The organism is Brevundimonas sp. (assembly GCF_965227765.1).
Taxonomy (GTDB): Bacteria; Pseudomonadota; Alphaproteobacteria; order Caulobacterales; family Caulobacteraceae; genus Brevundimonas.
The window spans coordinates 848,790-873,937 of sequence record NZ_OZ245778.1 but is presented as its reverse complement, the minus strand read 5'-3'; the positions used below and the strand labels follow the sequence as shown (position 1 = coordinate 873,937).

Annotated in this window: 21 protein-coding genes and 1 riboswitch; of the genes, 10 read left to right on the top strand and 11 right to left on the bottom strand. The window is 67.3% G+C overall.

Annotated features, from left to right (window positions below):
- Positions 1 to 10 precede the first annotated feature (10 nt).
- Positions 11 to 355: a hypothetical protein gene (locus tag ACO05L_RS04265; RefSeq protein ID WP_421730929.1), complete on the top strand. Its 345-nt coding sequence runs from the start codon at positions 11 to 13 to the stop codon at positions 353 to 355.
- 19 nt (positions 356 to 374) lie between these two features.
- On the opposite strand, the gene thrB is transcribed toward ACO05L_RS04265, so the two are convergent.
- On the bottom strand, positions 375 to 1,322 hold the full coding sequence (gene thrB / locus ACO05L_RS04260) for a homoserine kinase (RefSeq protein WP_421730928.1): 948 nt from the start codon (positions 1,320 to 1,322) through the stop codon (positions 375 to 377).
- Positions 1,323 to 1,328: 6 nt separating this feature from the next.
- A complete protein-coding gene (locus tag ACO05L_RS04255; RefSeq protein WP_421730927.1) occupies positions 1,329 to 3,065 on the bottom strand; it encodes a homoserine dehydrogenase in 1,737 nt (578 codons plus the stop codon).
- A gap of 442 nt (positions 3,066 to 3,507) precedes the next feature.
- A riboswitch (SAM riboswitch) is annotated at positions 3,508 to 3,628 on the top strand.
- A 79-nt stretch (positions 3,629 to 3,707) separates the two neighbouring features.
- On the opposite strand from ACO05L_RS04255, the gene metX reads away from it, so the two are divergent.
- From metX to ACO05L_RS04240, 3 genes are all read left to right on the top strand, one after another.
- A complete protein-coding gene (metX, locus tag ACO05L_RS04250; RefSeq protein WP_421730926.1) occupies positions 3,708 to 4,793 on the top strand; it encodes a homoserine O-succinyltransferase MetX in 1,086 nt (361 codons plus the stop codon).
- The gene (gene metB / locus ACO05L_RS04245) at positions 4,790 to 5,980 is read left to right on the top strand and encodes a cystathionine gamma-synthase (RefSeq protein WP_421730925.1); all 1,191 of its coding nucleotides are present in this window, start codon (positions 4,790 to 4,792) and stop codon (positions 5,978 to 5,980) included. Before metX ends, metB begins: the two co-directional genes overlap by 4 nt.
- A 61-nt stretch (positions 5,981 to 6,041) precedes the next feature.
- The gene (locus ACO05L_RS04240) at positions 6,042 to 6,737 is read left to right on the top strand and encodes an HAD family hydrolase (RefSeq protein ID WP_421730924.1); all 696 of its coding nucleotides are present in this window, start codon (positions 6,042 to 6,044) and stop codon (positions 6,735 to 6,737) included.
- 6 nt (positions 6,738 to 6,743) lie between these two features.
- Here ACO05L_RS04240 and ACO05L_RS04235 read toward each other — a convergent pair whose 3' ends face one another.
- The 3 genes from ACO05L_RS04235 to clpB all read right to left on the bottom strand — a co-directional run bounded on the left by ACO05L_RS04235 (position 6,744) and on the right by clpB (position 11,085).
- The gene (locus tag ACO05L_RS04235; protein ID WP_421730923.1) at positions 6,744 to 7,085 is read right to left on the bottom strand and encodes a GIY-YIG nuclease family protein; all 342 of its coding nucleotides are present in this window, start codon (positions 7,083 to 7,085) and stop codon (positions 6,744 to 6,746) included.
- Positions 7,086 to 7,317: 232 nt separating this feature from the next.
- Positions 7,318 to 8,472, bottom strand: coding sequence for a hypothetical protein (locus ACO05L_RS04230; protein ID WP_421730922.1), 1,155 nt, complete (start codon positions 8,470 to 8,472; stop codon positions 7,318 to 7,320).
- A 24-nt stretch (positions 8,473 to 8,496) separates the two neighbouring features.
- A complete protein-coding gene (clpB, locus tag ACO05L_RS04225; protein ID WP_421730921.1) occupies positions 8,497 to 11,085 on the bottom strand; it encodes an ATP-dependent chaperone ClpB in 2,589 nt (862 codons plus the stop codon).
- A 243-nt stretch (positions 11,086 to 11,328) separates the two neighbouring features.
- On the opposite strand from clpB, the gene ACO05L_RS04220 reads away from it, so the two are divergent.
- A complete protein-coding gene (locus ACO05L_RS04220) occupies positions 11,329 to 11,772 on the top strand; it encodes a BA14K family protein (protein WP_421730920.1) in 444 nt (147 codons plus the stop codon).
- Between the two features lie 60 nt (positions 11,773 to 11,832).
- Here ACO05L_RS04220 and ACO05L_RS04215 read toward each other — a convergent pair whose 3' ends face one another.
- Entirely contained in the window at positions 11,833 to 12,633 is an 801-nt protein-coding gene (locus ACO05L_RS04215) for a potassium channel family protein (RefSeq protein ID WP_421730919.1), read from the bottom strand.
- Between the two features lie 222 nt (positions 12,634 to 12,855).
- Here ACO05L_RS04215 and dapF point away from each other — a divergent pair, with 222 nt between their 5' ends.
- Both dapF and ACO05L_RS04205 read left to right on the top strand, forming a co-directional pair.
- Positions 12,856 to 13,686, top strand: coding sequence for a diaminopimelate epimerase (gene dapF / locus ACO05L_RS04210; protein WP_421730918.1), 831 nt, complete (start codon positions 12,856 to 12,858; stop codon positions 13,684 to 13,686).
- A 104-nt stretch (positions 13,687 to 13,790) separates the two neighbouring features.
- Positions 13,791 to 16,067: an NADP-dependent malic enzyme gene (locus ACO05L_RS04205; protein ID WP_421730917.1), complete on the top strand. Its 2,277-nt coding sequence runs from the start codon at positions 13,791 to 13,793 to the stop codon at positions 16,065 to 16,067.
- Positions 16,068 to 16,119: 52 nt separating this feature from the next.
- Here the strand turns inward: ACO05L_RS04205 and ACO05L_RS04200 are convergent, their stop codons facing one another.
- From ACO05L_RS04200 to ACO05L_RS04180, 5 genes are all read right to left on the bottom strand, one after another.
- Positions 16,120 to 17,877 carry an AmpG family muropeptide MFS transporter gene (locus ACO05L_RS04200; protein WP_421730916.1) on the bottom strand — a complete coding sequence of 586 codons (1,758 nt, stop codon included), beginning with the start codon at positions 17,875 to 17,877 and terminating at the stop codon, positions 16,120 to 16,122.
- A gap of 60 nt (positions 17,878 to 17,937) precedes the next feature.
- Complete coding sequence (locus ACO05L_RS04195) at positions 17,938 to 19,509, bottom strand: response regulator (RefSeq protein ID WP_421730915.1); 1,572 nt, start codon at positions 19,507 to 19,509, stop codon at positions 17,938 to 17,940.
- A gap of 76 nt (positions 19,510 to 19,585) precedes the next feature.
- Complete coding sequence (locus ACO05L_RS04190) at positions 19,586 to 21,181, bottom strand: YifB family Mg chelatase-like AAA ATPase (protein WP_421730914.1); 1,596 nt, start codon at positions 21,179 to 21,181, stop codon at positions 19,586 to 19,588.
- An 81-nt stretch (positions 21,182 to 21,262) separates the two neighbouring features.
- Positions 21,263 to 21,484: a hypothetical protein gene (locus ACO05L_RS04185; protein WP_421730913.1), complete on the bottom strand. Its 222-nt coding sequence runs from the start codon at positions 21,482 to 21,484 to the stop codon at positions 21,263 to 21,265.
- Positions 21,471 to 22,835, bottom strand: a complete 1,365-nt coding sequence (locus tag ACO05L_RS04180) for an amidohydrolase (protein WP_421730912.1) — start codon at positions 22,833 to 22,835, stop codon at positions 21,471 to 21,473. The genes ACO05L_RS04185 and ACO05L_RS04180 overlap by 14 nt, the downstream gene beginning before the upstream one ends.
- A 90-nt stretch (positions 22,836 to 22,925) precedes the next feature.
- Here ACO05L_RS04180 and ACO05L_RS04175 point away from each other — a divergent pair, with 90 nt between their 5' ends.
- The 3 genes from ACO05L_RS04175 to ACO05L_RS04165 all read left to right on the top strand — a co-directional run bounded on the left by ACO05L_RS04175 (position 22,926) and on the right by ACO05L_RS04165 (position 25,145).
- Entirely contained in the window at positions 22,926 to 23,285 is a 360-nt protein-coding gene (locus ACO05L_RS04175) for a hypothetical protein (protein ID WP_421730911.1), read from the top strand.
- Positions 23,286 to 23,344: 59 nt separating this feature from the next.
- Positions 23,345 to 24,640 (top strand): MFS transporter, encoded by a 1,296-nt coding sequence (locus tag ACO05L_RS04170; RefSeq protein WP_421730910.1) that lies wholly within the window; start codon positions 23,345 to 23,347, stop codon positions 24,638 to 24,640.
- A 73-nt stretch (positions 24,641 to 24,713) separates the two neighbouring features.
- Entirely contained in the window at positions 24,714 to 25,145 is a 432-nt protein-coding gene (locus tag ACO05L_RS04165) for an SRPBCC family protein (protein WP_421730909.1), read from the top strand.
- The last annotated feature ends 3 nt before the right edge of the window (positions 25,146 to 25,148 follow it).

The window sequence follows — 25,148 nt, the reverse complement described above, 5'->3', positions numbered from 1 at the left end:
GGAGTATCTGATGATCGCAATCATGGCCGCCGCAGTTCTAGTAGCCCATGGATCAAGTCCGCAGGATGTTCCGCGAGTTTGGGAAGGTGATGAGGTCACTTTCACGGCACGACCTCGACCTGATTTTCCAATGTCGGCGCGCGCGAACCGCGGCGAAGCGGGGCTGATTTGCACCGTCACGGCCCGGGGAACATTCAGACACTGCCGGATCGAGGACGAAACGCCACGAGGCAGCGGATTCGGTCGCGCCGCCGCCAATTCAATGTTGCAGGGCGCTCAGATTGCGATGCCTGAGGACGGCCCCTCGGAAGGAGATCAGGTACGCGCCAAGATCACCTTCTGGAACGGGCAGTAGAGTCTCGCTCGCAGACCTGTCAGGCCGGCTCGGCCACCCGCCAGTAGTCCAGCCGGCGCACGAACGCCCCCGGGTCCTTGGGCGTGACCAGATTGGCGGGGTCGTGGAAGATACGGTCGCGCAGGCGGGTCAGGGTGAAGCGGATGGCCGCGAACTCACCCAGGCGCGGCAGGGCCTGAACCTCGGCCCGCGTCAGGGGCCGCACGCTCTCGTAGCCCGACCGGAAGGCCTCGACCGCGCCCGGCAGTTCCTTGCCGTCGCCGTCGAAACACCAGGCGCTCAGCGCGATGGCCAGGTCATAGGCCAGGGGGCCGGTGCAGCCGAAATAGAAGTCGATGACGCCCGACACCTGCCCGCCGTCGAACAGGACATTGTCGGGGAAATAGTCGGCGTGGATAGCGCCCTGGGGCAGATCATCCGCCCACGGATCACCCAGACGAGCCAGGGCCGTTTCGACCGCATCCAGGATCTCGCGGTCCTCGCCCCTGGCCGCCGTCGCCGAGGCGTCGGCCAGGGCGCGCCACTGGTCGGGGCCGACCGGGTTGGCGCGGGTTCCGGCGAAGTCCGCCATGGCCAGGTGCAGCCGGGCCAGCATGACGCCGCCCGCCCTCTGGTCCGCCAGGGACAGGTCGCGGATCCAGGCGCCCGACAGCCATTCGACCACCGCCGCGGCCCGGCCGTTCAGCTCGCCGACCCACTGGCCGTCATGGGCCCGCACAGGCCGTGCGGCGGGAAAGCCCTTGTCCGCCAGATGGTCGGTGAACCCCAGGCAGAAGGGCAGGGATTCGGTCTCCGTCCACTGTTCGAACAGGGTCAGAACGTATCGCCCGGTGGAGGTCTCCAGCCGGTAGTTGGTGTTCTGAACCCCCTCGGCGATCGCGTGCAGGGACACGAAATCGCCCAGGGAAGGATAGCCGGCGACGAACGCCCGCGCCTGATCGTCCGAGACCGGAGTAAAGACCGCCACCTGAAATCAGCCGTAGACGGCGTGATGGGCGCGGATGATGTCGGCGACGTCGGCCAGCACGCTTTCGGTCGTCGGCCAGCGTCCTGCGCCGCGTCCCTTGCACGACCAGACCCGGCCATCCTCGCCATAGACCTTCAGCGCATTGCGCTCGCCCCGCAGCGACTGGAACATCGGATCGCTGAGATCGGCGTCCAGCTTGACCGAGGCGCTCAGCTGGCCGTCCTTGCGGTGACAGGCGCCGATCTGGCGCACCGGGCCGGTGACCGCGTAACGGGCCGACAGTTCATCGCAGGGAATGGAATCCCCCTCCGGCGTCTCGCCAAAGGCCTCGAAGGCCAAAAGCTTGACCTTGGCGGCGGCGTCGCGGCCTTCCAGATCGGACGAGGGGTCCTCCTCGGCGAACCCGGCGACACGGGCGTCGGCCAGGGCGTCGGCGAAGTCGGCGCCGGCGGCCAGGCGGTCCAGCATGAAGTTGACCGTGCCGTTCAGCACCGCCTCGAAGCCTGCGACGGGACCTGCGGCGCGGGCGGCGCGCAGGGTCTCGATCATCGGCGCGCCGCCGCCCACCGCCGCCGAATAGGCCAGGTGCGCCTTGTGCTTTCTGGCCAGGTCCTGGAGGCCGGCGGGATCGCGGCTGATGGCCTGTTTGTTGGCGCTGGCCACGTCGATGCCGCGTTCCAGGGCGGCGCGGATCAGGGCGTGACCGGCCTCGCCTTCCGACAGGGCCTCGACCAGCAGGTCAGGCTTGAGGTCCAGCAGGGCCTCGGCGTCGGCGGTGTAGAGGTCCTGCGGCGCCGCCACGTCGCGCGGCTTCTTGGGATTGCGCACCAGGACGCCGACGACCTCATAGCGGCTGTCGGGCAGCAGCCGGGCCAGCAGGCCGCCGCCGACCACCCCGCAGCCGGCGATGGCCACGCGCACGGGAGCGTCGGGCACGGACGGGCCGGGAGGCGCCGACTGGACGCCGACGATGGTGCCCGAGGCGCGGCCCAGGGCGGCGACCTCGATCTCGACGCCGCGCTGTTCGCCCAGGTCGATGGCGTCATGCTGGACCAGCGACCCGCCGACACGGCGCGCCTCGTCCCAGGAGGCGCGGCGATAGCGCAGCGGCTTGCCGGAGGCCGAGGCCGGATCGCGGTCGTAGAGGCCGTCCACGTCCTTCACCAGCCGCACATGATCCAGACCCAGCTCGGCGGCCAGGAAGACGGCCGTCAGGTCCGAACCGCCGCGACCCAACAGGGCCAGCCGTCCATCGGGCCGCACGGCGCCAAAGCCGGGCACCACCACCACCTGATGCTCGGCCAAGGCCTGACGCAGGGGATCGGCGCGCAGGCCGCAGGGGTGGGCATGCTCGGGCGGTCCCTCGGCCAGGATGCCCAATTCGCGCACCGACAGGGCCACCGAATCCAGGCCGATCCGGTCGCAGGCGATGGCCGTCAGGGCCGCCGCCAGTTCCTCGCCCAGGGCCACATAGCCAGGCAGCAGGTCGTTCTCGTGATCCAGCCCCAGGGTGCGCGCGTCGGTCAGCAGCCGGTCGGTCTGCCCGCCAAAGGCCGAGACCACCGCCACCACCTTTCGGCCGGCGCGGACGTGGCCATAGATCTCGGACGCCGCCGCCGGCGCATCGGCCTGGGTCCGCAGGATCGACGAGCCGAACTTCAGCACCACCACGTCGGCGGAGGTCAGGGGCGCGTGCTGCTGCACCGGTTTTTCGACGAGAGCGAGGTTGGCGGGATTGGGCATGATCGTCTCTGGATTTGAAGTCGGGACAATGAGGAAAGGGTGTGAAGTTTCGGGCAAGAAAAAACCCGCGCCGGGGGTCCGGGCGGGTCTGGGTTGGCTGGCCGATGTCGGCGCGCGCTAACCTGTCCCCGCCCCTGAGGGGCCGGTGATGGTCATACCGCCGGTGGTGGTGAGCGCAGGCGTTCCCGACCGCGCCGTCACGACGGCGGCGGTGGTAATCGAGATCGAAATGATGTGGCCGAGACGGGACACGAAGTTGCATTCCTGCGCAATGTTCGGCGGCAAACTGTCGCTTCGAGGGCCGGTCGTCAAGCCTTATGCGCACGATTTTTGCGCCAATCGGCAATTCGGCGAGTATAGGGCCGCAGGACCGCCCAGCCATTTGGGAGATCGGCGAAGTTTTCTCGCTTGACGACAGGCGTCGATCTCAGCATTTTGCTCTCACTCATCAAGACCGACCGAGGGATAGGCCCTACGACGTCGGGGCAACCATCGGCTTCAAACCCGAACGGTGCCAACTCCTGCGAGGATGCGTTTTCGGACGTGTTCGCGAGAGATGGGTGGAGCGTCGGGCTTACGGCGACGCGCCACGATCTGTCACGCATCGGGAGCCTTGCTGGGCGGGACGATGCGAAGACGACAATGACCCACGCGCTTGCCAGTCTGGATGCGGTTTCCGGCGCCGCCCCCTCCGACCCCTATTGTCGTCCTGCGCCCCTTCGTCGGGGAGCGACCGCCTCGGCCCTGCGCGCCGTGCTGCGCGACGGCAAGGCGACCGACGTGTCCGTCGACATCCCCGCCGACTTCCGACTGCTGTCCGGCCAGCGCCTGGGCCAGAAGAGACTGATCGGCCGGTTGCACGGACGCGACGGCGCGCCCGTCGTCATCGTCGCCGGCGGCATCTCGGCCGGCCGGTTCGTGCATCGCACCGAGACCAACGGCCTGGGCTGGTGGTCGGGCGCCGTCTCGGTCGGCGGCCCCGTCGACCTGTCCCGCTTCCAGGTCCTGGCCATCGACTATGCGCCCGAGGGCGACAGCGAAGAGACCGCCGTCACCATCACCACCCAGGACCAGGCGCGCCTGCTCAGCCTGCTGCTGGACCACCTTGAGATCCACAGCGTCGCCGCCTTCATCGGCTGTTCCTACGGCGGCATGATCGCCCTGGCCTTTGGCGAGCTCTACCCCGACCGGGTCGATCAACTGGTCGTCGTCTCAGCCGCCCACCGCGCCCACCCGCAGGCCACCGCCTGGCGCGGCATCCAGCGCCGCATCCTGCAGCTGGCGACCGAGGCCGGACGGCCCGAGGACGGCGTCGCCCTGGCCCGCGAACTGGCCATGACCACCTATCGCACGGCGGAAGAGTTCCGCGACCGGTTCGAGTCCACCGCCCCCGCCGCCGCCGGCCAGGCCTATCCGGTGTGCGAATATCTGACGGCGCGCGGCGTCGCCTATCGCAACCACACCACCCCGGCCCGCTGGCTGTCCCTGTCGGATTCCATCGACCGGCACGCGGTCTCGCCGGAGGCCATCTCCGTGCCCGTCACCCTGGTCGGCTTCGATTCCGACCGGCTGGTGCCGCTGGACGACATCCGCGAGCTGGCCGCCCGCCTGCCCGCCCTGTTCCGCCTGGTCGAGGCGCCGTCCCTGTACGGCCACGACGCCTTTTTGAAGGAGGACGCGCTGGTCGCGGACATCCTGCGCGCCGCACTTGAGGATATCGACCAGTGACCCGCCCGATCCGCACGACCAAGGATATCCGCACCATCTGCGCCCGCTCGGGCGTGGACACCGACCCGGCCCACGGCGCGGTCATGCCGCCGCTTTATCTGTCGTCCAACTATTCCTTCGCCGGGTTCGAGCAGAAGCGGAAGTACGACTATTCCCGCTCGGGCAATCCGACGCGCGATGTCCTGGCCGAGACCCTGGCCGAGTTGGAGGGCGGCGCCGGCTGCGTGGTCACCGCCACGGGCATGGCCGCCGTCGACCTGCCGCTGAACCTGCTGTCCGCCGGCGATCTTCTGGTCGCGCCGCACGACTGTTACGGCGGCACCCACCGCCTGCTGAGCGCCCACGCCAAGAAGGGTCATTTCGAGGTCCTGTGGGTCGATCAGGGCGACCCGGCCGCCCTGGACGCCGCCTTCAAGCTGAAGCCCAGGCTGGTGCTGGTCGAGACCCCGTCCAACCCCCTGCTGCGCATCGTCGACATCGCCGACATCTGCCTGCGCGCCCACGCCGTTGGCGCAAAGGTCGTCGCCGACAACACCTTCCTGTCGCCCGCCCTGCAAAGACCGCTGGAGCTGGGCGCCGACATCGTCGTCCACTCGACCACCAAATACATCAACGGCCATTCCGACGTGGTGGGCGGCGCCGTCATCTGCGCTGATCCGGCGGACCATGCCGAGCTGGCCTGGTGGGCCAACTGCAAGGGCGTGACCGGCGGCGCCTTCGACGCCTATCTGACCCTGCGCGGCATCCGCACCCTGTTCACCCGCATCGAGCGCCAGCAGGAGACCGCCGGCCACGTCGCCGCCCTGCTGGAGGCCCATCCGGCGGTCCGCGCCGTCCACTATCCCGGCCTGAAATCCCACCCCGGCCACGCCCTGGCCGCGCGCCAGCAGCAGGGCCCCGGCGCCATGCTGTCGTTCGAACTGTCGGGCGGCGTCGAGGCGGTGAAGACCCTGGTCGAGACGCTTGAGACCTTCACCCTGGCCGAGAGCCTGGGCGGCGTCGAAAGCCTGATCGCCCACCCGGCCACCATGACCCACGCCGCCATGACCGACGAGGCCAAGGTCGTCGCCGGCATCACCGACGGCCTGCTGCGCCTGTCGGTCGGGCTGGAGCATCAGGACGACCTGATCGCCGACCTGGTCCGCGCCCTGGACGCCGTCAGCGTGGAACAGGCGGAGGCGGCTTAAACTCCGCCTTCGCGGGGATGAGCGGACATTGTATGGCGTCCGTCCCCGCCGGAGCCTGCCCATGCCCATCACCACCGTCGCCCTCGATGCCGACGACACCCTGTGGCACAACGAGACCATCTTCCGCCTGACCCACGACCGGTTCGCGGCCCTGTTGTCCGACCACGCGGAACAGGCCGCCGTCGCCGACCGCATCGCCGAGGTCGAGCGGCGCAACCTGCGGCTCTATGGCTATGGGGTGAAGGGCTTCACCCTGTCGATGATCGAGACCGCCATGGAGATCTGCGGCGGCGAGGCCCCGCCCCATGTGGTGCGCGAGATCCTGGCCGCCGGGCGCGAGATGCTGTCCCACCCGGTCGAGACCCTGCCCGGCGTGGACGAGGCCCTGGCCGAACTGTCGCAACACTATCGCCTGGTTCTGGTGACCAAGGGCGACCTGATGGATCAGGAGCGCAAGGTCGCCGCCTCGGGCCTGGGCGAGCTGTTCGCCGCCGTCGAGATCGCGTCGGAAAAGGACCGCGCCACCTATGACCACGTCTTCGCCCGCCACGGCACGGGCGCCGCCCAGGGGGTGATGATCGGCAACTCGGTCCGCTCCGACATCCTGCCCGCCCTGGCCGCCGGCGCCTTCGCCATCCACATCCCCTACGCCATCACCTGGGCCCACGAGGAGGCTGACCTGCCGCAGGACGACCCCCGCCTGGGCGTGCTGGACGCCATCGCCGAGGCCCCCGAATGGATCGCCGCGCGGGCCTGAGGGCTCTCAGTCCGCCTCGACCGGAGGCGTCCAGCCGGGGTCGTTGACCGGATACCAGTCGGCCGCCAGATCCAGCCATTGCGGATTGGCGTCCTCGATCAGCTTCAGCTTCCAGTCGCGCTTCCAGCCCTTGATCCGCGTCTCGCGCATGATCGCCCCGACCACCCAGGCGTGCCGCTCGAACCAGACCAGCTGCGTACAGCCCTTGGTCCTGGAATGGCCGTCAAAGGCGCCGGTCTTGTGCTTCCACACCCGCGCCGTCAGGTTGGCCGTCATCCCCACATAGGTCGCGCCGTTCCGCCCATTCGCCATGATGTAGGTGGCGATAAAGGTGCGATGCGTCCCCATCCGCACAACCTATCCGATTTCCCCACAGCCGTTCTCGTCTTCGGCATTCCAGGCGCAGCGCAGTGGAGACCCCGAAGAGGTGCGGCCCGAGATCATGGCGACGGTGGAGGCGAAGGCGCTCCGCTGAGCTTTCCTTCTTCTCTTGCGGGAGAAGATGGCTGAACTAAGCGAGATCGGATGACGGGCGCGCTGACGCTCGGTGCAGTCTTTCTCTTAAAGGCCAGTCCGGGCCTTAAGCAGCGCCAGATTTGCTAAATTCATTAACTGCGGCGATTTCTTCAGATATTTCTCGCATCAAAACAATAAGATTCTCAGTTGATATCAGTAGTTTTCTTTTTGCGGAATTAAGCTCTTTTGTAAGGCGCGGCAGTGTCGAAATTCCCTCTCTGAAACTCTCAATTTGAGGAATCACCCCCGCGATTGTGTCTAGAAGAGACGTTGTAATCTCCCCCGCGATCTCCAGCTCTTGCCTAGAAACTTCTTCCGACAAATCAACATTCTGTATGTCTAGAATGCTTCTTATAGCAGACAAAGAAGACTTGAACCTGTCCGCCATAATCAATCCATCTCTGTGAATACTTTCAGAACATTGAATCATAGCCTCAGCTACTTCTGAAATAATTCCCCTCATTGCCGGCTTATTATCGCCTTCTTGGGCCAAGACAATCTCAGGGGTCTTTGAGACAACTATGTCACCCAACAGCTTCATTGCATCGCCAAGATCTTTAGCCGCCCGAGTCGCCACCTCTATGTCATCTGCAGAAATTTGACTATAGTCCATCAGACCAAGCTCGGCGAGCTCGGCGTCCTGATCATCAATGACTACGTCAACAGGAACTATATACGATAAACGAGGCGTCACGCCTTGGGCATGGCTAGCAAGAAGCACGCCCAGCGACCTTAACACTCCTTCTCGTAAAATTTCGTCGCTATCGTATGACTTATAAAGTATACCCCTAGGACCAAGACTTTGTTTCAGTTCCTGAACTTTTTTAGCCTCATCCAAATTTGAGCTAAGATTTAGAACAACTTCCTTAAAGAAAATCATTACAGAATCATTTCTAAATGTAGCACTTGGGGCGCGCTGTATCGCGCCTTCTATTTCTTCCACCGATCCTGACAAATGATTCAGTGTTGGTGTACCTAAAGTGGCACCGAGCAATGCGATTATTACATCATACCCGTCGGATTGCTCACTAATACGAGCTTGAGGCTCAATGGCCAATCCAGGTGTCGCATTTTCTCGCCAATCAAAAGTGGCGAATCTAACTCCTAGCGGAGCAGCGAGAAAATTTGCGTCTGCAATGGCTTCTTTGACGACCTCAATATCGCTTTCAATATCTGAGGGGCGGGAAAGGAAGATAGTGTAATTGGCAAGACGGATCACTGAGGCCTCCGAAGCAAGGCCCTACTAATGCACCCTAGCCTTCCCGATCTCCAGCCCGTCGCTCCCCGCTGACACGGCGATCACCGACCCGTCCTCCAGCTCTCCGGCCAGCAGCTTCTTGGCGATCGGATCGACCAGGTCCTTCTGGATGACGCGCTTCAGCGGCCGCGCGCCATAGACGGGGTCGTAGCCCTTGTCGGCCAGCCAGGCATAGGCGCTGTCGTCCAGCGACAGGGTCAGGCGACGGTCGGCCATCAGCTTTTCGAGGCGCGACAGCTGGATGCGGACGATGCCGCTCATCTGCTCGCGGCCCAGGCGGCGGAACAGGATGATCTCGTCGATGCGGTTCAGGAACTCCGGGCGGAAATGGGCGCGGACCGAGTCCATCACATAGGGGCGCACGGCCTCGACATCGTCGCCCTCGCCCTGATTGGCCAGAGCCTCTGACCCCAGGTTGGAGGTCATGATCAGCAGGGTGTTCTTGAAGTCGATGGTGCGGCCCTGACCGTCGGTCAGGCGGCCGTCGTCCAGCACCTGTAGCAGGACGTTGAAGACGTCGGGGTGGGCCTTTTCGACCTCGTCGAACAGCACGACCTGATAGGGGCGACGGCGCACCGCCTCGGTCAGGGCGCCGCCCTCGTCATAGCCGACATAGCCGGGAGGGGCGCCGATCAGGCGGCTGACCGAGTGCTTCTCCATATATTCCGACATGTCGATGCGGGTGATGGCGTTGTCGTCGTCGAACAGGAAGGCGGCCAGGGCCTTGGTCAACTCGGTCTTGCCCACGCCGGTCGGGCCCAGGAACAGGAAGGAGCCGAGCGGGCGGTTGGGGTCGTTCAACCCTGCGCGGGCGCGGCGCACGGCGTCGGCGACAGCCTCCAGCGCCTCGTCCTGCCCCACGACGCGACCGCGCAGCGCGTCCTCCATCGACAGCAGCTTCTCGCGCTCGCCTTCCAGCATCTTGTCGACGGGGATGCCGGTCCAGCGCGACACCACCTGAGCGATCTGTTCGGCGTCGACGACCTCGGGCGTCAGCGGGCCGGAACCGGTGGATTCATCGGCCTCGGCCTGGGCCAGCTGCTTCTCGATCTGGGGGATCTGGCCATAGGCGATCTCTGACGCACGGCCCAGGTCGCCGGCCCGCTGGGCGCCCGCCAGTTCGGCGCGCAGACGGTCCAGGGTCTCGCGCAGCTGAGCGCCCTGGCCGACCTTGTCCTTTTCCGCCTTCCAGCGCGTGGTCAGTTCCGCGCTCTCGATCTCGAGGTCGGAGATGGTGTCCTCCAGCGTCTCCAGCCGGGCGACGGAGGCCTTGTCGGTCTCCTTCTTCAGGGCCTCGCGTTCGATCTTCAGCTGGACCAGACGGCGGTCGATCTCGTCCAGGGCCTCGGGCTTGGAATCCACGGCCATGCGGACGCGGCTGCCCGCCTCGTCGATCAGGTCGATGGCCTTGTCGGGCAGGAAGCGGTCGGTGATGTAGCGGTTCGACAGGGTGGCGGCGGCGACGATGGCGCTGTCGGAAATCCGCACCCCGTGGTGGACCTCGTACTTCTCCTTGAGCCCACGCAGGATGGAGATGGTGTCCTCCACCGTCGGCTCGTCGATGAAGACCGACTGGAAGCGCCGGGCCAGGGCCGCGTCCTTCTCGATGTATTTGCGGTACTCATCCAGGGTGGTGGCGCCGACGCAGTGCAGCTCGCCGCGCGCCAGGGCGGGTTTGAGCAGGTTGGACGCATCCATGGCCCCGTCGCCCTTTCCGGCGCCGACCAGGGTGTGCATCTCGTCGATGAAGAGGATGATCTGGCCCTCGGCGGCCGTGACCTCGCCCAGCACGGCCTTCAGCCGCTCCTCGAACTCGCCGCGGTATTTGGCGCCGGCGATCAGCGAGCCCATGTCGAGGGCCATGACCACCTTGTCCTTCAGGCTCTCGGGCACGTCGCCGTTGACGATGCGCAGGGCCAGACCCTCGACGATGGCGGTCTTGCCGACGCCGGGCTCGCCGATCAGGACGGGGTTGTTCTTGGTGCGCCGGGCCAGGACCTGGATGGTGCGGCGGATTTCCTCGTCGCGGCCGATGACCGGGTCGATCTTCTGGTCGCGCGCGGCCTGGGTCAGGTCTCGGGCATAGCGTTTCAGCGCCTCATAGGCGTCTTCGGCGCCGGCGGAATCGGCGGTCTTTCCCTTGCGAATATCGGCCACGGCGGCGTCCAGTTTTGCGGCGGTGACGCCGGCGGATTTCAGGGCTTCGGAGGCCGCGCCGCCCTCACGGGCGATGGCGGCCAGAAGGCGTTCGGTGGTGACGAAGGCGTCGCCGCCCTTCTTGGCGGCGGCCTCGGCGGCGGCGCTGACGCGGGCCATGTCGCCGTGCAGATAAAGCTGCCCATTGCCGCCCTCGACCTGGGGCAGCTTGGCCAGGGCGGCCTCGGCGGCGGTCGCGGCCTTCTCGGCGTCGCCGCCAGCCAGGGAGACCAGATTGCGCGCCAGACCGTCGCGTTCCTCCAGCAGCACCTTCAGCAGATGCTCGGGCGCGAACTGCTGGTGGCGGCGGGCCAGGGCCAGGGACTGGGCCGACTGGACGGCCTGCTTGGAGCGGTCGGAGTAGAGATCGAGGTTCATGCGTGGCTTCCCCTTGAAAGGCAAAGTCCGTCAGCGCGTCCTCTAACGCAAGCAACGCGCCCTTCGGCTGAGCTTCAGGTGGGTGTGTCGATCCCGCCACACAAGGGGTCAGCGGACCGTGATTGCGGCGCCGCCGCCTTCCTCTGATTCATTCGGATGATCTTGCCGATTCCGACGACGGACGAGACACCCGGACACGTTGAACCAGGGTCGGGGGCAAAAACCGATCAAGGACAGACCACCATGCGCTCCACCCGCACTCAGACCCAGGCTTTGGCCGCCATCGCTGCCGGCCTGATGACCCTCTCGGCCCTGCCCGCCCTGGCGGCCCCACAGGCCCACAGCCAGGCCCAGCAGGGCCACGCCAACGACCGCTCGAACAGCGGCCAGACTCGCCCCGGCCAACCCACGCAAAGCCGGCCTGCTCAAAGCCAACCGGCACAGAACCATCACGCGCAGAACCGTCCGTCTCAAGGCAGCTCGAACGCGAACGCCAACACGAACGCACGCCACGGAACCTGGAACACCAGCTGGGGCGCCCGTCCGCCCGCGCCGCCGACCCACTTCACGCGCGTCTCGGACTGGAACCGCCACGTCCACGCCTGCCAGGTCCGCTATCGCAGCTACAACCCGCGCACAGACACCTTCGTCCCGCGCATCGGCCAGACTGCGATCTGCCGGCTGTAGGCGCACGCCCGTGATCTGCGGCCCGCCGTCGAAAGACGGCGGGCCGCTTAGGTCCAACAGTCAGGCGCCCTCATCGGGAATGCACAGCATATTGCCGCACGCCTTGCAGTGGACGGCGTCCGGGTCGTGCTTGGACAGGCCGCAATCCTCGCAGTCGTAGGCGACCTTGTTGGGTCGGAACAGGGTCTGGGCCAGACGCAGGAACAGGGTGATGCCGACCAGCATGATGCAGATCGACAGAAGACGTCCGAACGGTCCCGGCAGGGTGACGTCGCCGAACCCGGTCGTCGTCAGGGTGGCGACGGTGAAATACAGGGCGTCGATATAGCCGTTGATGCCCGGATGAGCGCCGCGGAAGGTCGAATAGACGAAGCCGGTCGAGACGAAGACGAAGGTGACCAGGGCGGCCATGGCGCGGGTGATTTCCTCGACCCGCGTATTGTCGAACTTGTGGCCCACGGTGCGCCAGAACAGGTCCGAGTTCAGCAGGGTCCACAGGCGCAGGATCCGCAGGAAGCCGAAGTTCAGCGCCCAGGTCGGGAACAGCAATGTGCCCAGCACGACGATGTCGATCCAGTTGATCGGCCGCTTGAACCAGTCCTTCCAGTCCGAATAGGCCGAGATGCGGGCGATCAGGTCGGCGGCCAGAAGGGCGGCAATGGCGTAGTCGACGACATAGAAGGTGCGGCCATGCTCCTTCAGGATCGGCGCGGCGATGAAGAAGCCGATGATGGCGAAGTCGATGACGATGACCGCCAGCCGGAACCGCACCGCCAGCGGCGAAGAGCCATGATACAGGTAGCGCAGCCGGGCGCGCAGCTCGAGACCGTGACGTTTCAGGGGCTTGGAGGCGCTGGTCATCGGATCAAGCGATAGACTACCTGTCTGCTTTCGTCATTCCCGACAAGCCGCTTGCGGCGCAGATCGGGGAACCCAACGGCGCGCGAGAGCGCAAAACTGTGGCGGCTACCGCCTGCGTGAACAGATCGCCTTCGGCGCCGCCAGATTGCCCGGTCAAGCCGGGCAATGACGAAAGGAAGGCAAGCTGTTGGGTCCAGCGCTGCTGATGCGTATATGCCTCTCATGAACCGCCCCTTCGTCAAGATGAACGGCGCCGGCAACGACTTCGTCGTGGTCAATGCGCTGGGTCACGCCTTTCAGCCCACGCCCGATCAGGTGCGGGCCCTGGGCGACCGCGAGACCGGCGAGGGGTTCGACCAGCTGATCTCCATTGAGCCTTCCGACACGGCCGACGCCTTCATGCGGGTGTGGAACAACGACGGCGGGGTGGTCGAGACCTGCGGCAATGCGCTGCGCTGCGTCGGCTGGATGCTGATGCAGGCGACGGGCAAGGACACCGTCCTGATCGACACGGCGGGCGGACCGGCCACCGCGTCACGGGCGGGCGACCACCGCGTCACCGTCGACATGGGGGCGCCGCGTCTGGACTGGGCGCAGATCCCGCTCGCCGAGGAAATGGACACCCGCAACATCGAACTGCAGGTCGGGCCGATCGACGCGCCCATCCTGCACACGCCGGGCGCCGTCTCGATGGGCAATCCGCATGTGGTCTTCTTCACCGACCGCCAGGACGACGGCTTCGTCACCGGCTCGGGCTCGCTGGTCGAGCATCATCCTCTGTTTCCCGAAGGGGTGAACGTGGGCTTCGCCAATGTCCTGGCGCCCGACCGTATCCGCCTGCGGGTGTGGGAGCGGGGCGCAGGGCTGACCAAGGCGTGCGGCACCGGCGCCTGTGCGGCCCTGGTGGCGGCGGCGCGGCGCGGCCTGACCGGGCGCAAGGCCACCGTCATCGTCGATGGCGGCGAGATGGTGATCGACTGGGATGAGGCCTTGGGCCACGTCTTCATGACCGGTCCCGTCGAAATCGAGCGAACGGGCAGCCTTTCATTCTGAGGTGAATTCTTTCGCGCTAAACGACGAAAACTCGCGACCGCGCACGGTTGTCCCTCAGGTTTCCACGTTCTAGGACACTTCAGCCTCCCTGCTGAAAGTGCGCCATGCCTGACCTGACCGACAAACAGACCTTCTCCGATCAGGACGCCCTGGATTTCCACTCGACGCCGCAGCCGGGCAAGATCTCGATGGCGCCGACCAAGCCCATGGCGACCCAGCGCGACCTGTCGCTGGCCTATTCGCCCGGCGTGGCCATCCCGGTCCTGGCCATCGCCGCCGATGCGGACAAGGCCTATGACTATACGTCCAAGGGCAATCTGGTCGCCGTGATCTCGAATGGCACGGCCATCCTGGGCCTGGGCAACCTGGGTCACATGGCGTCCAAGCCGGTGATGGAGGGCAAGTCCGTCCTGTTCAAACGCTTCGCCGACGTCGACAGCTTCGATGTCGAGGTCAAAACCACCGACCCGGACGAGTTCATCACCGTGGTCAAGAACATCGGCGACACCTGGGGCGGCATCAATCTGGAGGACATCAAGTCCCCCGAATGCTTCGTCATCGAAAGCGAGCTTCAGGACCTGCTGGACATCCCCGTCTTCCATGACGACCAGCACGGCACGGCCATCATCTCCACCGCCGGCCTGATCAACGCCTGCCACATCACCGGCCGCAAGATGGAGGACGTGAAGCTGGTCCTAGCCGGCGCCGGCGCGGCGGGCCTGTCGTCCATCGGCCTGATGCAGGCCATGGGGGTCAAACCCGAGAACTGCATCGTCGTCGATTCCAAGGGCGTGCTGCACACCGGCCGCGACGGCATGGACCAGTGGAAGTCGCCCTTCGCCATCGACACCCCGCACCGCACCCTGGCCGACGCCATGGTCGGCGCCGACGTGGTGCTGGGCCTGGCCGCCAAGGGCGCGATCACCAAGGAGATGGTGGCCTCCATGGCCCCCAATCCGATCATCTTCGCCATGGCCAATCCGGACCCGGAGATCACGCCGGAGGACGTGGCCTCGGTGCGGTCCGACGCCATCATGGCCACGGGGCGGTCGGACTATGTGAACCAGGTCAACAACGTCCTGGGCTTCCCCTACATCTTCCGCGGGGCGCTGGACGTGCGGGCGCGCCGCGTGAACCACGAGATGAAGATCGCCTGCGCCCAGGCCCTGGCCATGCTGGCACGCGAGGATGTGCCCGACGAGGTCGCCGCCGCATACTCGGGTCGCAAGCTGAAGTTCGGCCCGGACTACATCATCCCCACCCCCTTCGATCCGCGCCTGATCTGGTACATCCCGCCCTTCGTCGCCCAGGCGGCGATGGACACGGGCGTGGCCAGAAAACCCATCGAGGACATGGAGGCCTATCGCGCCTCCCTGCGCCAGCGGGCCGACCCGTCGGCGGCCCTGATGCAGAAGATCTCGGGCGCCGTGCGCGCCGCGCCGGACAAGCGGGTGGTCTTCGCCGAGGGTGAGGAATCCCCCGTCATCCGCGCCGCCTGGGGCTTCAAGCAGGCAGGACTGGGCACGCCTATCCTGCTGGGCCGCGAGGACCTGATCCGCAAGAACGCCGCCGAGGCCGGGCTGGATTTCGACGCGATGGACATCGAGATCGTCAACGCCCGCATTGGCCACAAGAACCTGGAATACACTGACTTCCTGTACGCCAAGCTGCAACGGCGCGGTTACCTGCGCCGCGACGTGCAGCGGATGATCAACCAGGACCGCAACTATTTCGCAGCCAGCATGGTGGCGCGGGGCGACGCCGACGCCGTGGTCACCGGCACGACCCGCAACTTCAACATGGTGCTGAAGGAGGTCCAGCGCGTGCTGGACGTCGAGAAACGCCTGATCGGGATGTCGATCGTCCTGGCCAAGGGGCGGACCCTGTTCGTGGCCGACACCTCGATCCACGAACTGCCCTCGGCCGAGGAACTGGCCGAGATCGCCATCCAGGCGGCGGCGAACGTGCGCCGCCTGGGCCACACGCCGCGCGTGGCCTTCCTGTCCTATTCGACCTTCGGCAACCCGCCCGGCGACCGCTCGGAGAAGGTGCGCGAGGCGATCCGCATCCTGGACGCACAGGGCGTCGATTTCGAGTACGAGGGCGAGATGCCGCCCGAGTTGGCGCTGGATCCGTCCAGCCGCGCGGCCTATCCCTTCATGCGCCTGACCGGCGACGCCAATGTTCTGGTCATGCCGGCCATCCACTCGGCCTCGATCTCGACCCGGCTGGTCCAGGCCCTGGGCGGCGCCCGCGTGATCGGTCCCCTGCTGATGGGGCTGGAGAAGCCGGTGCAGATCGTCGACCTGGGCGCCTCGGTCTCGGAGATCATCACCGCCGCCACCTTCGCCGCCTACGACGGGACGGGCGGCGAGGGCTGATACCGCGGCGCCGTCCGCTCATCCGACCAGGCGCGGATGAGCGGAAGGCGGCTCAGGAGGGCTGAACCTGGGTCGCCTCGACCTCGGCCTGTTCGCGGTTCCGCTCCTGCAACGCCGTCTGCTTTGCCGCGACGATGAAGGCCAGGACGATGGCGAAGACGCCGATCACCGTCGAATAGAGGAAGAAGACCACATAGCCTGCGCCCAGGGCGGCGGGCGTCACGCCGCTGGTCGCCGCGCCCTCGACCAGGGATCCGGGCGGCAGGCGGGTGAACAGAGCCTTCAGCGGACCAAAGATGCCTCCCGCCTCTGCGGCCCGCGCCGAGCCTTCGACGATCCGGCCCGATTGGGACGCGATCAGCTTTCCGGGCAGGGCGTAGAGCGAGCTGAACAGCGCGTACTGGGTGGCGGTAAAGCCGATCGAGGTCAGGCTGGACATGTAGGCGATCAGGGCCGTGCCCGCGTATCCGGTGGCGATGTTGTCGACGCCGATGGCGATGGTCAGGGCGCCCAGGTCCGGCCCCTGGGTGGCCAGCCAGGCGAAGACCAGGTTCGATACCGGGCTCATGAAGGCGCCGATGACCATGGTCCGGATCAGGCCCAGCTTGGCCACCGACCAGCCGCCGATGAAGACGCCCAGGGTGGTCATGATGACCCCGAACACCTTGCGTACCTCGGCCAGCTCCAGCTTGGTGAAGCCCAGATCCAGGTAGAAGGGGTTCATGATGTTGAGCACGAAATCGGCCAGCCGATAGACGCAGATCAGGGCCAGGATCAGGGTCGCGACACCCGCGAACCGCTTGTAGAAATCCTTCAGCGGCTCGCCGAACGAGCCAGCCAGATAGGCGCCCGGACGGGTGCGCAGACCCGGGATGGGCCAGCAGGCCAGGACCAGCAGGCCCAGGCCGCCGAACACCGACACCACCTGCAGATAGACCCCGCCCGGCTTGGCGGCCCAGGCCTCGGTGATCGCGGCCTGGCCTTCCGCCGACAGGCCGAACAGGCCCAGCAGACCATTCAACGGCACGGCCTGACCGCTCAGACCCGAGCCCATGATCATGGCGGCGGCGGCGATGATGGCCAGCCGCACGATCCATTCGCCGACCTCGAGGCCCGGCCGCGACGGGACATCCCCGACCGGGATGGGGCGGATGACGTGGGCCTTCTCGCGCGGGGCGAACAGCACGCCGGCGACCCCGAACGCCATCAGCCCGGCCATCACGGCGTAGGACAGGTTCCAGTTATAGAGCTCGGCCAGGACCAGGGGCACGGCCCCGGCCACGATCATGGCGACGCGGTAGCCCATCTGATAGGCGGCGGCCATGGCGCCATGGCGGCTGTCGTCGGCCGCCTCGATCCGCCAGGCGTCGATGACGATGTCCTGGGTCGCGCCGAAGAAGCCGACCAGCACGGCGAACATCGCCACCTGAGCCAGGGATGTCGCCGGGTTGAGCCCCGAGATGGACCAGAGGCCAAAGATCACCACCGCCTGGGTGACGATCATCCACGACCGCCGGTGCCCCAGATATTTGGTCAGGATCGGGATCGCCGTCCGGTCGATCAGGGGCGCCCAGACGAACTTCAGCGAATAGGAGATGGTGGCCAGGGCGAAGAAGCCGATCACCGACAGCGACAGGCCGCTCTCGCGCAGCCAGGCCGACAGGGTGTCGAAGATCAGCAGGTTCGGCAGACCGGCCGAGAACCCCAGCAGCAGCATGACGAAGACGCGTCGCTCGCCATAGACGGCAAGGCCGCCGAAACGGCCCGCCGGTTTGGCCGAAACGGGATCGGGCGTGGAAGTCTCGGTCATTCGGGCGTCTCCGCGACGCCCTCCCCCACGGACCTGTTTCAGGACCCTGGCGACGTCGTATTATGCGGCGGCGACCTTGGCGCGGTCCGCGCGGTTCGTCCAGCGGGCCAGTGCGGCGCGCAGGGCGTCGGGCTCCAGCGGCTTGACCAGATGGTCGTCCATGCCCGCGTCCAGACAGGTTTTCCGATCCTCGGCGAAGGCGTTGGCGGTCAGGGCGATGATCGGGGTGCGATCTCCCATGGCCCGTATGGCGCGGGTCGCGGCGGGGCCGTCCATGCCCGGCATCCGCATGTCCATGAAGACCAGGTCGTAGCGGGCGCGCTTGCAGGCGGCGACGGCCTCGTCGCCCGTGGCGGCGGTCTCGACCACACAGCCCTCGCGACGCAGCAGGGTGCGGGCCAGAAGGGCGCCGACCGGATTGTCCTCCGCCAGCAGGACACGGGTTCCGGCGAAGCGAACGGGGGCGACGCGATCGTCCTCAGGCCCCAGCAGGCGGGCGCCCGAAGGCGCAGCGGCGGCGTCCTCCTGGGCGGCCAGCACCCGCTCGGCCAGGGAGGCGCGGCGCAGGGGCTTGATCAGATAGCCGTGGAAGCCGGCGGCGCGATAGCGGGCGATCAGATCGCGGTCGTTGGGCCGCAGCAGCACCAGGCCGCGCCCGGTTTCTGGCGGCAAGGCCAGGGGCCGGCCGGTCGCCGCCGCCTCGGCATGATCGACCAGGGTGACGGAGGCGTCGGCGGCGACGCGGCCGCCGCTGGCCTTGATCTGGTCGCGGGCCGACGCGACCACGAAGGGGTCTGGCGAGCGCACCGCGACGACGGCGCCGGTCAGGGTGCGTGTGCGGCGGGCCGCATTGGCGGCGATTTCGAATGCGGCCTCGAAGCGGAACCGCGATCCGCCGGCGGGGGCGCCGCCGGGGCGATCGCCGACCGTCACCGTGCCGCCCATGGCCGTGGCCAGCTTGCGCACAACGGCCAGACCCAGGCCGGCGCCGCCGAACCGGGTGGCGTCGGAGGCATCGACATGGCCGAACTCTTCGAAGATGCGTTCGCGCGCCGCCACGGGGACGCCGGGTCCGGTGTCGTCGACGATGAAGGCCAGGGTGGGCGCCTCGTCCGGCCCGCCCCCGTCCTTGATCCTGACCCGCTCGACGGCGATGCGGACCCCGCCGGTGTCGGTGAATTTCACCGCATTGCCCGCCAGGTTGAACAGCACCTGCCGCAGACGACCTTCGTCGGCCATGATGTCGGGGGCGTCGGGCGCGACCGACCAGACGATCTCCAGCCCCTTGTCGTGGGCGCGGGGGCTAAGCAGTTCGGCGACGCCGCGCACCAAGGTCTCGAGATCGACCGGGGCCGGATCGAACTCCAGCTTGCCGGCCTCCAGCCGGGCGTAGTCCAACAGGTCGTTGACCAGACCCAGCAGATGTTCGGCGGAATCCTTGGCCGCCTCGGCATAGGCGCGCTGGGCGCCGTCCAGCCGGGTGCGGGTCAGAAGGCCCAGCATCCCGATGACCCCGTTCAGGGGCGTGCGCATCTCGTGGCTCATCAGGCGCAGGAAGGGATCGGCCCCGCCCGCTGGCGCTGCGCCTTGGGATGCGGTGTCCGAGCTGGTCTTTCTGGCCTGTCGCGTCATGCCGCTCTCCGTCGAACCCCGACACTGGCACGCCAGGAGTTAAGGACGGTTCAAGGCGAGAGCCATGCCGGCGCCTTCACCAGGCCGGCAGACTGGAAGGCTTGGTCGCGACCTGGCGGTCATAGTCCGCCTCGGCGCCGACCGTGCTGCGACGATAGATCAGGGCCTCGGCGATATGGCGGCGCAGCACCCCGTCGCAGCCGTCCAGGTCCGCGATGGTGCGGGCCAGGCGCAGGGTGCGGGTCCAGCCGCGCGCGGTCAGCCCGCCCGCCTCACCCGCCCGCATCAACAGGGTGCGCCCTGCCTCGTCGGGCGTGGCGAAACGCTCCAGCACCTCGCCGGAACAGCGGGCGTTGATGCCCTGGTCGCGGGCCTGGACCGGATCGAGGCCGAGGGCGCGGACCCTTTCCTCCTGCATGGCGCGGGCCACCGAGACACGGGCGGCGGCCTCGGCCGTGCCTTCGGCGGGCGCAGGCAAGGCCATGTCGGCGGCGGTCACGGGCGGGGTCTCGACGGTCAGGTCGATGCGGTCGAACATGGGGCCAGAGATGCGGTTCTGATAATCGCGCTGACAGCGGGGCGCCTTGCCGCACGCTCCCTTGCCGAAGCCGCCGACGCCACAGCGACAGGGGTTCATCGCCGCCACCAGCTGGAAGCGCGCCGGGTATTTCACATGGTGGTTGGCGCGGGCGACCACGATCTCGCCGGTCTCCAGTGGCTGTCTCAGGCTGTCGAGCGCCTGGGCCGAATATTCCGGCAGTTCGTCCAGAAACAGCACGCCGTTGTGGGCCAGGGACGCCTCGCCCGGCTTGGCCCGAAGGCCGCCACCGGTCAGGGCCGCCATGGAGGCGGAGTGGTGGGGCGCGCGGAAGGGACGGTCATGGGTCAGGGCGCCCCGCTCGATCATGCCGGCCACCGACCAGATCTGCGAGGTCTCCAGCAGTTCCTGGGTAGTCAGGGGCGGCAACAGGCCCGGCAAGCGCGACGCCATCATCGACTTGCCCGAACCGGGCGGGCCGATGAAGAGCAGGTTGTGCCCCCCGGCGGCGGCGACCTCCAGAGCGCGCTTGGCGCTTTCCTGGCCCTTGACCTCGCGCAGATCGGCGACCCGCGCGCCCGCCTTGATCGGCCCGCGTTCGGGCGCGCCCAGCACCTGGCTTCCCTTGAAATGATTGATCAGGCCGATCAGCGACCGGGGCGCCAGGATCGAGACGCCGTCACCGGCCCAGGCGGCCTCGGGTCCATTGGCCTCGGGGCAGATCAGGCCCAGGCCCATGGCGTTGGCCGCCATCGCCGCCGACAGGGTTCCCCCCACCGCCGCGATCCGCCCGTCCAGCCCCAGTTCCCCCAGCGCCGCCCAGCCCTCCAGGGCGTCGGGCGCGATCACCCCCATGGAGGCGAGAAGGGCCAGGGCGATAGGCAGGTCGAAATGACTGCCCTCCTTGGGCAGGTCGGCAGGCGCCAGGTTGGCGATGATGCGCTTGGCTGGAAGCGCCAGGCCGATGCCGGCGAAGGCGCCCCGCACCCGTTCCCGGCTTTCGGCCACCGCCTTGTCCGGCAGGCCGACGATGGAGAAAATGCCGTGGTCGCCACCGCCCAACTGCTGCACCTGCACGTCCACGCGCCGGGCGTCCACGCCCTCGAATGCGACTGTCGCTATGCTGGCCAGCATCGGGGACTCCTCCTGCGAGAGGAGAACGAACCATGAACCCAAACAGATTGCAAGGGCGCGCCAGAACACGCCCTCGTTGCGTCAGTGGGGTGCGCCGGTCGGCTTCAGGTCGGCGAGTTCGATCCGGGCGATGCGGCGATCCATGTCGGCGACCACCTCCTGCAGTCGCGTCTTTTCGGACGCCATGTCGATCGGCGTGCCGTCGTCGTATTTGATCTGCGCGCCCTTGGCGATCAGGTCGAGGCGGAAGATCGCCGTGGTGCGGGCGGCCTTGAACCGCTCAAGTTCGTCATTCGTCGTCATGGTTTATGGGTCTCTGCAAGAACCGCATCGCGGTCAAGACATGGGTTTTGACGCCGACCGGCAGGACGCTTTCATCGGCCTGGAACTGGGGCGAATGGTTGGGCGGGGCGTCGGCCGGATCGATGCCGGCGGGGGTCGCACCCAGGTGATAGAAGACGCCCGGAACCTGGCCCTGGAAGATGCTGAAATCCTCGGCGATGGGCGTCGGCGGAGCCGCCGGATTGACGTTCTCGGCGCCGACCGCCTCGACCAGCACGGGCGCCAGCCAGGCCGACAGCTCAGGATCATTATAGACCAGGGGCGCCCCTTGCAGGATCTTCACCTCGGCCGTGGCGCCGTAAGCCTGGGCCACGTGGCCGATGGCGGTCTCGGCGCGGGCGACCAGATCGTTGCGCTGGGCGATGTCGAAGGTGCGCAGGGTGCCGCTGAGCGTGGCCGTCTCTGGGATGATGTTGTAGCGGACGCCCGCATTGACGGTGGCGATGGTGAAGACGGTCGGCGTCGTGGTCGGATCCACGGTGCGGGCCGTCAGGGTGTTGACCGTCTCGATCACCTGACCGGCGACGGCGATGACGTCGATGCCGCGCCAAGGCCAGGCGCCATGAGTCTGGCGGCCCTTCAGCACGATGTCGACGCGGTCGGATGCGGCCATGAACCCCTGGGGCCGCCACGACAGAGCGCCCGCCCGACCGGGTACGACATGAAGACCGAAGATGGCCTCGACCCTGGGGTTCAGCAGGGCGCCGTCCTCGACCATCATGGCGGCGCCCCCCTTGGTCTCGCCCGGCGGAATGCCCTCCTCGGCGGGTTGGAAGATGAAGACGACGGTTCCGGGGATGCGGTCCCTCATGCCGCTGAGAACCTCGGCGGCGCCCAGCAGCATGGCCATGTGGGCGTCGTGGCCGCAGGCGTGGGCGACAGGCACGGTCTGGCCCTGATAGGTCCCCGTGTCGGTCGAGGCGAAGGGCAGGCCCGTGGCTTCCAGCACCGGCAGGGCGTCCATGTCGGAACGCAGGGCGACGACGTGATCGCCCGCAAGCCCGCCCTTCAGCACGCCGACCACCCCAGTGCGGCCGACGCCGGTGCGAACCTCAAGCCCCAGGGCGGTCAGGCGTTCGGCGATGTAGGCGGCGGTGTTGGTCTCGGCCAGGCCCAGCTCGGGATGCTGGTGCAGATGACGCCGCCATTCGACCACGCGCGGCAGGACGGCCTGTGTCGCCGCCTCGACATCGGCGGCGAGCGTATCCGACGAGGTGGTCTGGGCCTGGGTCTGGGCCTGGGCGCCCCCCGCGATCAGAAGACCGGCTGCGCAACAGGCGGTAACGAAGGCGCGGTGGAATATCGGCGTCATCACAGTGTCTCCGTTCGCGGCGATCATTCGGGCCGGAACGGGGGAATCGCAAGCGCTTGCGATGGACCGGCCCGACGCCAATCTGGGGGGATGGCCATCAAGACCGCAAAGACCGAGTGGCGAGACCTGATCCTGGTCTGCAAGAAATGCTCGAAGAAGCTGGACGGCGGCTTTGGTCCCGACGGCGACAAGACCCTGAAGAAGGCGCTGCGAAAATATCTGACGCCGCCCAAATCGAGCAAGGGCCGCAAGGCGCCCCTGGCGGTGATCGAGACGGCCTGTTTCGACATCTGCCCCAAGAACGCGGTGGTCGCCGTCAACGCCGCCCAGCCCAAGGCCCTGCTGATCGTGCCGGCCGGCTGCGACCTGTTCGAGGTCAAGGCGCGGCTGGGGCTGGACAATGGACGCCGGTTGCAGCCTGCGCCGGCCAGTCTCGGCGCCCCGTCATGATCGCGAAAGCTTCGGCATAACGACGTGACGGCGCACGCGCGCCTGCCTATGGTCGCCCCGTGTCGCCACGATCTCCCACATTCATCATCCTGTTCCTCGTCGGCCTGACCTCGGCGACCGGCAATATGGCGCTGCAGTCCGTCCTGCCCGCGATAGGCCGGGATTTCGGCCTGCCCGACACCCTGGTTGCAGCGGCTTTCGCCGTGTCCGCCCTGCTGTGGATGGTGTCCTCGCCCTTCTGGGCGCGGCTGTCGGACCGGCTGGGACGCAAGCGCGTCATCCTGATCGGCCTAGGCGGGTTCGTCACCTCCATGGCCTGTTTCGGCGTGGCGACCACAGCGGGGATCGAAGGCTGGCTGCCGGTCGGGGTGGCCTTCGCCCTGATGACGGTCGCCCGATCCATCTATGGCGGCTTCGGCTCGGCGGCGCCAATCGCCTCTCAGGCCTATCTGGCGGATCGCACCTCGGTCTCGGGACGCACCCAGGCGATGGCGATGCTGGCCTCGGCCATGGGCCTGGGAACAGTGGTCGGCCCGGCCTTGGCGCCCTTCTTCGTCCTGCCCGTCGTGGGTCTGGCCGGTCCGCTCTACGCCTTCACCCTGGTCGGGGGCGTGGTCTGGTGGATGGTGCTGAAGCGGCTGCCCAGCGGCGACGCGACGCGCATCCCAACCCTGGCCCCGGCCCCGGCCACGCGCGCCAAACGGGCCGGCAAGTCGCTGTGGAAGGACCCCCGCGTACGCGACCACCTGTTGTTCGGCATCCTGCTGGCCAGCGCCCAGGCCGCCAACATGACGGTGCTGGGCTTTCACATCATCGACGAGATGGCGGCGACCGGCATGCCCAGTCGCATGGCCCAGCCCTTCATCGGCGTGGCCATGCTGGCCGGGGCCGCAGCGACCCTGATGGCGCAATGGGGCCTGATCCCGCTGCTGAAACTCGGTCCGCGCGACCTGATGCGGTGGGGCGCGGCGCTGGCCTTGGCGGGCAACATGTTGAGCATGGTGGCGCCGGGCTACTTCGGCGTGGTCATCGGCTATACCGTCATGTCCATGGGGCTGGGGTTTGCCCGGCCGGGCTTCACCGCGGGATCGTCCCTGGCGGTGAAGCCCAACGAACAGGGCGCCATCGCGGGCCTGATGATGTCGCTGGCGGGGTTCAGCTTCCTGGCGCCGCCCATCATCGGGGTGGCCCTGTACCAGATGGGCGAGAGCGTCCCTTTTGTCATGAACGCCGCGCTGCTGGTCGCCGCCCTTGTCCTGTGCTTCGTCAGCCCGGTGCTGCGCCTGGATATCGGCGGCAAGCGCGCACGCCAGGCCGAGGCCGCCACGCCGCCCGCGTCACAGCCCGGACCCTAGATCGCGCAACAGGCAGCGCGTCACGCGCAGCCATGGCCTTCCCTAAGCGGGAAAGCCGTGCGAAATCGCGCCGATGAACTTCAAGATCGAAAAGCGGATCGGCGTCCAGGCCACGACCGACGCCATCTGGGCGCTGATCGGCGACCTGTCGACGTGGAGCCGGTGGAACCCGGTCGAGACCGGCGTCGGCGGCGTCATCGCCTTTGGCGGGTCGGTCACCCTGACCGAACGTTTCGAAGGCCTGCCCGAGCGTGCGGTCGTCGGCCGGATCGGCGACTGGCAGCCCTATTCGCAGTTGGTCTGGACCGAGAAGCGCGGCTGGCAGTTCAACGTCATCCGCTACTATGAGATTCAGGAGCTGGATCCCGGCAGCTGTATCGTCGCCAACGGCTTCATCTTCAGCGGTTTCCGCGGCGAGGGCTTTCACGACAAGCACAAGCGCGTGCTGCGTCACGCCTGCGAGACCATCGCCGAGAAGCTGAAGGCCGCAGCCGAAGCGGGCTGACGG